Here is an 11,825-nt window from a genome sequence, read left to right on the forward strand (position 1 = left end):
TCAAATTTATTTTATTCTTATGCAGAAGAAATTCCTGTTGGTTTTTTTGATTCTTGCAATATGCACAGTATTATGTACTATAGCATATGCGGAATCAGGTGCCAAAGAAAAGACAGTCACAGATATGGAGGGTAGAACTGTCTCTATTCCTGTTCCCCTTCAGCATGTGATCACTGTGGGCTCTGTTCCAGTACAAAATAGTTTCCTGTTTGCCCTTGGAGAGGGTAATACAATTAGTAATGATCTCCCTGAATCTTTTAAAAAGCAGGGTCGATGGAAATATCAGTATGTTTTCGCTCCGAACCTTCAGGGCGAACCATCGATTCAAACGACTAATAATCAGCCAAATGTAGAGGAGATTGTCAAATTAAATCCCGATGTTGTATTTACCATGGACAAGCCGACAGTAGATCTTCTGGAAAAAAGTAATATTCCTGTTGTCTATCTCTCCTGGGTAAATGATGATGATGTTAAAAAATTGATGACATTACTTGGTGAGGCATATAACAAGCAGGATGAGGCAAGTAAGTACCTGAAATACTTTGATGATACAGTAAACAAAGTATCATCTGTGGCCGCTACTATTCCAGATAGTGATCGCAAAAAAGTACTCTACCTGGCATATAGTTCAATGTCAGTCCCGCATAAGATCGGTGACTGGTGGATAGAGAAAGGTGGAGGAATTAGTGTTAGTAATGCGACACGGGAAACAGAATCTCTAAAGATTGATGCTGAACAGATTAACACGTGGAATCCTGATATCATCATCGTTTCAACACCAGACGAAATTGATGCGATACAAAAAGATCCAAAACTTGCTGATGTTACTGCCATAAAAAACAAGGCTGTATATATTGCACCAATGGGTGCTCATACCTGGGCTAACCGTGGTATTGAGACTCCGCTAACAGTAATGTGGGCAGCCAAAACAATGTATCCTGATAAATTCAAGGATTTTGATCTCGAAAAAGTGACTCATGATTTCTATAAAGAATTCTTTGGTGTTGATTGCACTCCTGACCAAATAAAAGATATTTTGAGTGGAAAAGCTAAAATTTAATTTCTCTTTTTTTATTAGTTGATATAGGCCTTAAAATGAAGGCTTATTGGTTGGCTACCTCATTTTATCCGGGCCAAATAAAAATGTATATCTTATTATATGAATAATGTTTATTTGTAAATTAATTTTTATGTTGTGATTGATGTATGAAATTTAACAATTCTATCCATCTTTTAAGTTCACTAACTTTAGCATTTCTTGTACTGGCAGTTGTTGTTATTTCATCTGCAAGTGCCAGTACGGTTGAAGTGCCGAAAGATGTAAACAAAATTGGTTGTTTATTCGGACCTTCATACGAAAAAGTCGTTATTTTAGGTGCAGAAGATAAAATAACAATGGCTTCTGATTCGCACCAGACTCTTTGGCCCTGGTCAAATATTGTTTATAAAGACCTTAATAAGATACCTGTTATAATTAAAAATGCACAAACTCCAAATATTGAAGATCTCGTCAAAAACAAACCTGATGTAATCTTTTTCTGGAATACTCCTGAAACAGTGCAAAAAATAGAAGATGCCGGAATTCCTGTTGTCCCAGCTCCGGATACGAAGAAATTTGAAGACGTTAAAACATCTTTAGATTCATATGCACAGGTACTAGGTCCTGATGCAAAGGCGATCTCGAAAGATTATGCTGATTACTTTGATAAAAAATTAGCATACGTGAAATCAAACATTGGAGATATCCCCTCAGACCAGCGACCATCGGTATATTTTGCAATTCGAAAACCTCTTCAGACTGCTGGTGCCAACTCAGATATATCTGAAATGATCTCTCTTGCCGGAGGAAAAAGTGTCACTGATGGTTTAGATGCGGGATTTGGGACCGATATTACGGTAGAGCAGTTGCTGAAATGGAATCCTGATTATATAATCATTGACCATTGTGGTGCCTCTAATCTTGGATCGAAACCTGCAGATCAAACGTTACAAGAGATGGTAAATGATACACGCTTTTCGGATCTTTCTGCAATGAAGAATCAGCATGTATATATTAGTCCAACTGGAGTATTTTTCTGGGATGCAGGCCAACAACAGATTCTTCAATTGATGTGGCTGGCAAAACTCCTTCATCCTGATAAGTTCCAGGATCTCAATATGAATAATGAAGTGAAAGAATTTTATAGTAAATTCTACCATTATGAATTAACTGACGATCAGGCTGATAGGATTCTCAAATTACTTCCCCCTGTTAAATCTGGTGGAACATAACCTCTTGAAAATCCTTATTTTTGGAATTTTTTTACGAATTTATATATTTTGTTGATACGTATGAGTGAAATTAACTGGGAAACAAAAGAAAGTGCAGAGTGGTATAATCAGAATTGTACCCACCAGTTTAGGAAAGGTGAGGTTCTCATAGACATGCTCCATATCCAGGAAGGTGATACCATTTTGGATCTGGGATGTGGAACCGGCCAACAGGCCCTGAATGTTACTGATAAAATTGGAAGCTCAGGAAGATTAATCTGTGTTGATCCTTCATCTGAACGAATTGAAATTGCCAAAAGTAAGTTTGAAAAAAGATCTGAGAATATTAGATTTTTTGTTGGACAAGCTGAAGATCTCTCGTATATATCAGACAACTCGATAAATCATGCTTACTTTTGTTCTTCATTTCACTGGGTGGATGATAAACAGAAGGCTCTACAGGAAGTTATGAGAGTATTAAAGCCAGGAGGGACTCTCGGAATGACAACTCCTGATAAAGATATTCCTGGAGGCATGCGACCAATTCTTGATGCTGTCCTTAAGAAATATGGCATATCAGATGTTCAGAATACGCGTCGGTTACTAAAAAAGGTCACATCAGAAGAGCTTCAGGTCCTCCTCCATAATGCAGGTTTTAAGGATATTACTATTGATCAGATAGTGATACCAAAAGAGGAGAATACTCCCGGAGATTTTATGAACAGGTTTGCAAAGGGAGGAAGGCTGGAAAGAATTCTCAAAGATGTGCCTGACGATGTAAAAGAGGACGTTAAACAGGATATTCTGAAAGAGTTACAGTCAAATGAGAAAATGCAATTGAACCATGAACATCATGTTTCATTGTTTACGATTGCAGCCAAACCCCAGAAATGAGATGGTTCATATGGATGATATACACCAAAAAAATACCCAGTACTGGAGAAATTACTGGGATGAGATAACTTCGAAGACTATTCGATACGGCCCAATGAATGCAACATTCTGGGATTCTATGTCAAAGCGGTTTGTCAGAAATAGAACTCCGGAAAGAGAGTCTGATCGTTTTAATGGATTCTTCAACCTGATTAAAACAACCGGACTGGATATTGATGGTGCATATGTTCTTGATATTGGGGCAGGAACTGGTTCCCTTTCAATACCTCTTGCAAAAATGGGTGCTAAGGTTACCTCACTTGACTTTTCTGAAGGGATGCTCAATAATCTCAAACAGCGTGCTGAAACAGAGAATGTTAAAATTGATAATATAATTCAGAGATCATGGGATGAGGTGGACCTTGATGCAGAGGGTTTTAGAGAGAAGTTTGATCTTGTCATTGCCTCTATGACCCCGGCTGTACATAATCCACAGACATTTGATCGTATGATGGGAGCCTCAAAAAAGCTCTGTTATTATAGTGGCTGGGTAAATAGAAGATGGGACAATGCGTATTATGATCTCTACCGGGAACTGTTTAATTCAGAGTTTCAGACAGGTAATCATGGTATATACATTCCATTCATGTACCTGTACCTCCAGGGGTATCATCCTGAGATCATACTAAAGAAAGATACATGGAGAAATGAATCAACGGTTGATGAAATGGCTGATACCATTGCATCTCATTTTTATAGCACCAGTACAATTGAACCTGACATAAAAAGTAAAATCAAGGGTTATCTGATTCACAACGGAGAGAATGGGAAGTACTGCGAAACATCCTGTTCCACATCAGCTATGATGGTCTGGGATAAGTTAAAAAAATAATTTTTTATATAGTCGGGATGAGGAGACAGGGGCCTCTGCTTAGAGGACCAGATAAACCTCGTCATCTGATTCATCTGATATATCATACCCATAGAACATGTTGAAGAACTTCTTTGTTTCAGTTATTACTCTCCTGTCAACCCTTTTTTGCTATCAGAATCATCCGTTTCGATTCGCTGTCCAGCAGTTTACCCTTCCAGTCACTATAGATATTCACCACTACAAGTCCCTCATTTTTAAAAATCCTGATGATCTCATTTGGGTTATAGAGCCGGAGAAAGAACGGAGTATCTCTCCGTTTCCCATCCCTCATAATGATACGAGAATTATAGAGCCTTCCAGTTACCGTGTCAAAACGGTTTCTGTCTATCATCAGGTCTGAATTCTTCTCCCTTACTGCAAACCGTGGATAATCCTTTAAAAAAACATCCCGGTTCAGAATATCAAGGCATACCATACCACCGGGGCGGAGGGAAGAAGCAATATTCCTGATCACGAGCTCATTCTCCTCGTCTGAAAAATATCCAAACGAACTGAACAGATGAATAACACAATCATAGGCTTCAGGTTCACAGTATTTCCTGGAATCAAAGCAGAGATATTTTACCCGGACACCTCTCTTATCTGCATCATCCCGGCCAATTGAGAGAAATTCCTGGCTTTGGTCGATACCTGTGACATCATGCCCGAATTCTGCAAGCCGGTTGGCATGTCTTCCGTGTCCACAGGCGAGATCAAGGATCTTTTTATTAGATTCAAGGCAGAGTTTCTGTATGAGAAATGCGACTTCCTCATCGGTATACTCATCTTTTATCATATCTCCGTAAAAATAGAGATAATCCTCTGCATCAAAGACTGATGCAGGATCGCAGCTCTGATTTGTCTTATCCTGAGCATCCGGGCAGTTCATGTAGATCCACACACTTTAGCTTCAGAAACAAATGTTTCCAGTCTGTTTTTTTCTTCTTCGAGTGAATAATTGATGATATCTGGATGAAGAATATTAGCCACATCCATCAGGCTGATAAGCCAGCCGAGATCGCCTGACGTAAATTCACTATTCATTGTAAACACATTTCTTTCAACAGTTGCCTTGCATGAGATACCAAGGTCTCTACAGGTTGTGAGAAACTCATCAATTGGCGGGGCGAAATGTCCGGATATCAGAATAATATCCGGATTAAGGTTGTTGAGTTCTTTAGCTGTGTACTCTGCATGAGACCTCTCATGGAAATTTCCCTGTATATTCAGACTCATCCCTCCTGCCATCTCCACGAGGGTGTTTCCCAGTTTTGTTGCATACATAGGTGAGAGAGGATGACAGAATACAGCATATACCCGGGGTTTATTTGCGTTTTGCACCTTTTCTGCGATCTCATTTGCGATTTTGGTTGCATACGTGATAAGTTTCTCACCAGTCTCCTGCCTGCCAGAGAGATCTGAGAGATACCTGGTCATGGCTGTGAACGTCTCAAGAGAATCATGCTGCTGCTGCAGGTCTGCGAGATATCCATTACCGATGACGAGGTTACAGAGATTATCAATTTCTGCCTCATCAGTGATACCAAGAACATTCAAAAATGATGCGATAAATTTGGCACCCATAATCGAGCGGTATCCACCAAGAACCGGAGCGTCGTCAGTAGGAATTGGTATGATATCCCCTTTGTGGAAATATGTGTACCCACAGGAACAGATCCCGTCTGGCTGCATTGAAAGGATACGTGCAGCCATCGGACCAAAAAACACCCTGTGAATGATTGTTTTCCCACAGTTCGGGCATCGGGAATCAAGTTCGCTCGTTGCAGGTGTATTAAAGAGATAGACATGGTCCACTATCTTCCGAAGTGTTTTACATATGGCTTCTGCCTGAGTCTTGTCTGGTTGAAAATGATTGAGATCTTCTGTAACAGCAAAAAATCTCATAACCTGAAATGGAATTGAGGGAGAGATCTGTTTGATCCTCTTTGCAGCCCCGCAGATTTCATCTTCCCTTCCAACGAGATACATGGTAGAGACCTCGATAAATACACCTGCATCATACAGGATTTGGAGATTTCGAAAGACAGGTTCTGCTGATACAGCCCCGCACTCCCGGTATCTCTCATCAGAAGATCCTTTCAGTCCGATATTAACAAAATCAAGATACGGAATCATCTGTCTCAAGGTCTCTTCGGTCATATATCCGTTACTTGAGCACCCGACTAAAAATCCCTCTTTCTTTGCAGTCTTTGCGAGTCGCAGGAAGGTGGGAAGTGAGACTGTTGGTTCATTAAGACAGAACGTAATACCCCTGCAGGAGCTCTCCCTTGCAATTGAAAGAATATCCTCCGGGGTATGTGGTGTTAAGACCTTTTGGAGTGTTCCTTTACGGGTTGTCTGAAATTCTGAAATGCATCCGTCACAGGCAAAGTTACATCCTATAGTGCTTACCAGCAGGAAGATGCTATTTGGGTAAAAGTGAAGCATCGGAATAGACTCACTTGAAACCGGGTAAATATTGAGATACGCATCAGGATAATTCTCAGTGATAACTCCTGCTTCGTTCCGGTACATTCTGCAGTACCCGGAGATTCCTTCTGCGATATCACAATACCGCTCACAATAATTGCAGATCATTGTTTTTTCCGTGGGTATCAGGTTCGGGTTCGTGCCTTTCTGCCTGATAACAGAGGACAGAACCGTTGGTTGTATACTCTATCTGCTTTATTATATGATAATAATAACAATTCATTTTTGTTTTAACATGAAAAAGAAAAAACTCACCCATAATTTGTGATATATTTTCACGATATCACGGGCAACGTAATGGAGAAAATCAATATTTCCATAGACATTGAACCTTGATACTGTGATCCCTACAAAATCTCAACCGGTGTATATCATAACCGGTGCCCAGGCCGAAGGTAAGACAACATTCCTCACGCAGATACTGGACCAGCTCCGGGCTGAAGGAGTGAAGATGCAGGGATTTGTTGCACCCGGTTATTTTCAGGACGGGATGAGATCCGGGTTTTCAATTATCAATCTAGAAACCGGTGAATCAGAAGAACTCTGTTCAACAACACCTGAAGAGGGAGCAGAGCAGCATGCCCGTTATTATTTCAGACAGAAAGCAATTACATTCGGGAATCGGGCCATTCTTGACATCAGGTCTGATACTACCGATCTTCTTGTCATCGATGAGGTAGGACGGTTTGATGTGCAGGGTGCCCTTTGGGGTGGATCTATCACCCGGTTGGTTGAGCATCACCATCCCCCGATGATATGGACCGTCAGGCGTGATTTTCTTGGAATAGTCACCGAGCGGTGGCAGATCAAACCGGTGATTAGAGATATCGGATCAATCAGTTGTGATGAGGTAACAGAAGAAATAATGGGTGATATCAGGATATACAGATCTGCTGCGAAACAACTGGATTAAGACCAGTTTCGTCTTGCATGCTCAAGTTTTCCTCCCTTCATAATCATAACTATCTCTGCAATGATTGAGAGAGCTATCTCAGGAGGAAGATTTTTGCCGATTTTCAGTCCTATAGGGGCATACAACCGGTCATCAATACGAGTTCCACGTGATTTCAGATTCTGGATCAGGGTGGTACATTTGCCGATGCTGCCAATCATCCCAATGTACGGAACATCCTTGTTTTTCAGGAGCTGTTCCAGAACCTCCTCATCATGTTCATGCCCATAGGTCAGGATCACACAGTAACTCCTGCCATACAGGTGAATATTCTGTTCAATCTCATTAAATGGAGCACAGATAACCTCTTTAGATCCTGGAAACCGTTTCAAATCGGCAAACTCTGCCCTATCATCATACACCCGGTACGAAATTGAAAGGACTTCACAGAGTTTTCCAATATGCTGACCAATATGACCTCCTCCAAAGACTACGATCTCAGGTTCTGTCACTATTGGTTCAATAAATACTGTCAGGGATCCGCCACAGACTCCAAGGGCTGTATCAGCGTCATCTGCTCTCCACTCATCACCATCACCCTTTGAAACAAATCGTTTCGAGATACAAATCTCTTTTTTGATCGCCTCTTTTGCGATCTCGATACAGGAGAACTCAACACCTCCTCCTCCCACTGAACCTGCGATTTCACCCGTATTGCTGACAACCATATTAGATCCAATTTTACGGGGAGTTGATCCTGATGATTCGATGATTGTCACTAATGCACAGGGAACACCTGCTGCATGCCATTCAGATATTTTCTGGAGCCACATCGTATATCCTCTACTTATCTACTCTGTCCGGTCAGTTCTTTGAGACGAGCACTAAATTTTCTACTATCCTGGACCAGGTTGACCTTTTCAAGTGCCCCGGGTGGAGAGTATGCAATACTCCCTCCCCCGAGTTCAGCATACCTTGCCATCAGGGTCCAGTCACTGACCAAGGTTACTCCAAGGAGATCGAGCCCACAATCAAAGAGAACCGGACTTGGCGGAACGGTCGGGCCCATCATAACACGGATTTTTGCTTTGGGTGTTCGTCTGATTACTTCAGCAAGTGTCTCATTAACCACGGTCAATCCGCTCATAAGTACAATTTGAGCCTCAGCAAGTACCTCTTCGGCATCATTCCAGTGGATGTCACCAGGTCGTGGGAAGAGCTCAACGATATTCACCGGTCTCCCCATTCCACGCCATTCTGCAGCTTCTTTAAAGTACCCGATAAAGCAGGTTGGAGCCCGTGCTGCAGCAGCTTCAATCATCATAACGGCATTTCCAGACATTATGCTGGTCTGAACCGGAAGTAACGACTTGAGGCAGGCCATTCCAACAGCACGGCGAAGTGTCTCTTTGCAGGAGAGTAATTCGAGTGCTGAATCGAGAGCAGGTTTTCCGAGCCAGTCACCCATCCAGGAGTCCATTCCCGGTTTGTCCTCAAGGCCCGGCATACCATGGAATATTGTTGAAAGTGACCATCTACTGGTTTTTACAAGGACCCAGTTGGTATAAATCCTGATGTCTTGTATCACCTGTCCCTGATCTGCAGAATTAGCTATCGTACGGATGAGATGATCGTAATCAGGAATAATCATTTAGGATATTAGTTTATGGTTCATCCTAAATAAATATTTTAATTTAATTGAGATTAAAAGAAATTTTTTAGTACGTAAATTAGTCTATCGATGTTGTAGTACTTCTTTCGTCTATTCTTCTAACAAGACTGTTTGTATATGGTGTGAAGAATCGTAACCAGAATTCTCGTGCTTGTGGATTAATACTCTCAAAATCAACCCCTACACTGTCGTATCCTTCACGTTGCATCTGGGAGAGGATATAAGACAATAACTGTGACGCAATACCTTGTCCTCGATACTCTGGAAGGAGGTAAGCCCCACATATATTTACCATACTATTATGTCTTGAAATGAAATTTTCCCCTGAACCACCAACTTTCATATATCCAATAATGGTTCCATCTTTGAACGCACAGAAATATCTGAACAATCCTTCTTTTACATCTTTAACGATTTCAGCCTGGTTTCTATGTTTGATCGGCATGAAAATCGGACTTTGATGCATGTGTAAGATTAGGGCATTATTCAATGGTACTATATCTTCGACTTTTTCTGTAGTTATCTCATAATATGAACACTCTTTGAGACATGGTGTTGAAATTGGATCAAATGATCTAATTGCATCAATACAACGCATCCCAAAACCGTTTTGGAAAAAGCTCGTTATTCCCCCATTATCATGAGCATAAAGTGCTATAGAATGGCTAAATATCTCTTTTTTCACCCATATTTTCGCAGCATAAGAATAAAGAAGCGAATATATTTTCTTTCGATCCGACTGTATTGCCCCATGCCCATGGAGTGGAGAAAATACTCCTTTTACATCTCCGAATTGATTATCAATAGGTCCAAAACCGCAGAGGAAACCTATAAGATCTCCATCATCAATTGCTGCAACGCCAAGGCCATTCTTCAAAAAAATCTCTGGGACAAAAAATTCTGACAAAACAGGGATTTCAGGAACAAATTCACGTTCCTCTCGATAATTATCAGCAACTATACTACAGGCTTGGGTCACATGATCTGATTGAAAGGGAATTATTTCTATTGTACCAGACTCCAATAAATTGTGGGAATATTCATTTTAGCATTATACGTAATATTTATCAAAACAGCCGATTTGGTATTCTTTTTGTAGATCTCCCTTGTTGATCGACTGTGTAATCCTTTCACGAACCGTTATCCTGATAAGGTACTTTTTCCTCATAAACCGGTCTTCGTTTCAGGATATATGATGCACATGCTCCAGGAATGCATAAAACTCCGGTAATTATTACAACCACTGCAGATGCCCATGTAAGAAGTCCGAGATTAGCCTGCAATATCGGCCCAAAATATCCTGCAGAATGAAGAACACCTGTCATCAACATTGCAGCTAACGTAACCCCGCAGGCACTGCCTAAACATCCAGCAGTTGTAGAGACACTGGATGCCAGAGCCATCTGTTCTTTTGGGAGAGCATTCATTACATCAATGCTCTTCTGACTTTGAAAGAAACTAACTCCAATACTGCGAAATACCATCAAAATCAGGATTAACCCTATGTTTATCGCAACAAATGCATAACCGGTACACAAACTCGTAAGAGATACTATCAGAAGCCCGGATCCGGCCAGGTATCTCCAGTTATATCGGTCGATTATCCATCCTGTAGTACTCGAGGCAAATATCTGAACAATTGGGGTTATCATAAGAATAATACCAATCTCAAAGGAGTTCATCCCGGTAACACCCTCAAAATAAAATGGTATTAGTGTAATAAGTGAAAAGTTAGAGATTCCAAGGAGCAGACTACTTACAACCGGCACCATATATCTCCCGTTCTTGAATATCATCAGATCTATGAGCGGTTTTTTGCACCTGCTTTCATGAAACAGGAATATTGCAATTGACAATAGGAATGAGCCAATAGAAAGAAAAATAAAATACGAGTCATGAGTTCCAGATTGCACTGCTCCAAATATTACAAAGAACAGGATGATGAGTGAACTCAGGCTTACCGCTCCTATCCAATCAAAATATGGGTCTTGAGTTATTTTCTCTGGAATTTTCAGGAACTTCAGATTAGCGATAAAGAGGACAATTCCAATAGGGACATTGACGAAAAAGATATATTTCCAGCCTAAAACATCATTAATAATACCTCCAAATGCCGGTCCCACGAGAGAGAAGATGGAAAAAATAGATCCGCTAAACCCAAGTGCTCTTCCGATCTCGCCTGATGGAAATACTCTGAATATGATGACACTACTGATTCCTGCAACCATTGAGGAACCTAATCCCTGGACAATACGAAAGAGTATCAATTGATTGAGATCTTCAGAGAGACCACAGCATAGTGAGCTTAATGTGAAGACAACCGATCCAATCGTAAATAGTTTGCAGACCCCCAAAAACTCAGACAATTTTCCACATATGATAAACAGACTGGTCATTGTTATCAGATACGCTGTTACAACCCATTGTGAGTCAGCGAGGGTTGAATGAAAAACAGTGGTAATTGTAGGGAGAGCAATATTGACCATACTACTGTCAAGACTGGCCATAATTGAATCAATTAAAACGATAACTAATATGATATACCGGTGTTGATATGCAAAATCTGATACTGAAATGTGAGATGAAGGTGATAGATTCATAGTAACCTAAAGGAGAGAGTGATCAATAATGCTAAGTAATATTGATATGTTAGTAATTTAATGGATCGATTTTATTTCAGATATGGTGAAAACATTTTCCACAATCGCTCAGTATTGATAAAAATAGAAAAATCT

At 40.6% G+C, this 11,825-nt stretch carries 11 protein-coding genes; 5 read left to right on the forward strand and 6 right to left on the reverse strand.

The window, feature by feature from the left end; genetic code table 11:
• Positions 1-19: 19 nt before the first annotated feature.
• From DK846_RS10425 to DK846_RS10440, 4 genes are all read left to right on the forward strand, one after another.
• Positions 20-1,060: an ABC transporter substrate-binding protein gene (locus DK846_RS10425; protein ID WP_109968894.1), complete on the forward strand. Its 1,041-nt coding sequence runs from the start codon at positions 20-22 to the stop codon at positions 1,058-1,060.
• Positions 1,061-1,206: 146 nt separating this feature from the next.
• Positions 1,207-2,271, forward strand: a complete 1,065-nt coding sequence (locus DK846_RS10430; protein ID WP_109968895.1) for an ABC transporter substrate-binding protein — start codon at positions 1,207-1,209, stop codon at positions 2,269-2,271.
• Between the two features lie 60 nt (positions 2,272-2,331).
• Positions 2,332-3,144, forward strand: a complete 813-nt coding sequence (locus DK846_RS10435) for a class I SAM-dependent methyltransferase (protein ID WP_109968896.1) — start codon at positions 2,332-2,334, stop codon at positions 3,142-3,144.
• 10 nt (positions 3,145-3,154) lie between these two features.
• On the forward strand, positions 3,155-4,015 hold the full coding sequence (locus tag DK846_RS10440) for a class I SAM-dependent methyltransferase (RefSeq protein ID WP_181391726.1): 861 nt from the start codon (positions 3,155-3,157) through the stop codon (positions 4,013-4,015).
• A gap of 136 nt (positions 4,016-4,151) precedes the next feature.
• Here the strand turns inward: DK846_RS10440 and DK846_RS10445 are convergent, their stop codons facing one another.
• Positions 4,152-4,925, reverse strand: coding sequence for a class I SAM-dependent methyltransferase (locus DK846_RS10445; protein ID WP_109968898.1), 774 nt, complete (start codon positions 4,923-4,925; stop codon positions 4,152-4,154).
• Positions 4,922-6,634, reverse strand: coding sequence for a radical SAM protein (locus DK846_RS10450; protein ID WP_109968899.1), 1,713 nt, complete (start codon positions 6,632-6,634; stop codon positions 4,922-4,924). The genes DK846_RS10445 and DK846_RS10450 overlap by 4 nt, the downstream gene beginning before the upstream one ends.
• Positions 6,635-6,851: 217 nt before the next feature.
• Here DK846_RS10450 and DK846_RS10455 point away from each other — a divergent pair, with 217 nt between their 5' ends.
• Complete coding sequence (locus DK846_RS10455; RefSeq protein ID WP_109968900.1) at positions 6,852-7,439, forward strand: nucleoside-triphosphatase; 588 nt, start codon at positions 6,852-6,854, stop codon at positions 7,437-7,439.
• Here the strand turns inward: DK846_RS10455 and DK846_RS10460 are convergent.
• The 4 genes from DK846_RS10460 to DK846_RS10475 all read right to left on the reverse strand — a co-directional run bounded on the left by DK846_RS10460 (position 7,436) and on the right by DK846_RS10475 (position 11,690).
• Entirely contained in the window at positions 7,436-8,251 is an 816-nt protein-coding gene (locus DK846_RS10460) for an XdhC family protein (protein ID WP_109968901.1), read from the reverse strand. The two genes, DK846_RS10455 and DK846_RS10460, sit on opposite strands and share 4 nt — an antisense overlap.
• A 14-nt stretch (positions 8,252-8,265) precedes the next feature.
• Positions 8,266-9,069, reverse strand: coding sequence for a Rossmann-like domain-containing protein (locus DK846_RS10465; RefSeq protein ID WP_109968902.1), 804 nt, complete (start codon positions 9,067-9,069; stop codon positions 8,266-8,268).
• A 79-nt stretch (positions 9,070-9,148) separates the two neighbouring features.
• A complete protein-coding gene (locus DK846_RS10470) occupies positions 9,149-10,069 on the reverse strand; it encodes a GNAT family N-acetyltransferase (protein ID WP_109968903.1) in 921 nt (306 codons plus the stop codon).
• 151 nt (positions 10,070-10,220) lie between these two features.
• A complete protein-coding gene (locus DK846_RS10475; RefSeq protein ID WP_109968904.1) occupies positions 10,221-11,690 on the reverse strand; it encodes an MFS transporter in 1,470 nt (489 codons plus the stop codon).
• Positions 11,691-11,825 lie beyond the last annotated feature (135 nt).

This window comes from Methanospirillum lacunae, assembly GCF_003173355.1.
In the GTDB taxonomy this organism is placed as follows: domain Archaea; phylum Halobacteriota; class Methanomicrobia; order Methanomicrobiales; family Methanospirillaceae; genus Methanospirillum; species Methanospirillum lacunae.

Coding starts and splice junctions, on each gene's coding strand:
- DK846_RS10425 (WP_109968894.1), top strand. CDS start 20: ATGCAGAAGAAATTCCTGTTGGTTTTTTTGATTCTTGCAATATGCACA.
- DK846_RS10430 (WP_109968895.1), top strand. CDS start 1,207: ATGAAATTTAACAATTCTATCCATCTTTTAAGTTCACTAACTTTAGCA.
- DK846_RS10435 (WP_109968896.1), top strand. CDS start 2,332: ATGAGTGAAATTAACTGGGAAACAAAAGAAAGTGCAGAGTGGTATAAT.
- DK846_RS10440 (WP_181391726.1), top strand. CDS start 3,155: ATGGATGATATACACCAAAAAAATACCCAGTACTGGAGAAATTACTGG.
- DK846_RS10445 (WP_109968898.1), bottom strand. CDS start 4,925: ATGAACTGCCCGGATGCTCAGGATAAGACAAATCAGAGCTGCGATCCT.
- DK846_RS10450 (WP_109968899.1), bottom strand. CDS start 6,634: ATGATCTGCAATTATTGTGAGCGGTATTGTGATATCGCAGAAGGAATC.
- DK846_RS10460 (WP_109968901.1), bottom strand. CDS start 8,251: ATGTGGCTCCAGAAAATATCTGAATGGCATGCAGCAGGTGTTCCCTGT.
- DK846_RS10465 (WP_109968902.1), bottom strand. CDS start 9,069: ATGATTATTCCTGATTACGATCATCTCATCCGTACGATAGCTAATTCT.
- DK846_RS10475 (WP_109968904.1), bottom strand. CDS start 11,690: ATGAATCTATCACCTTCATCTCACATTTCAGTATCAGATTTTGCATAT.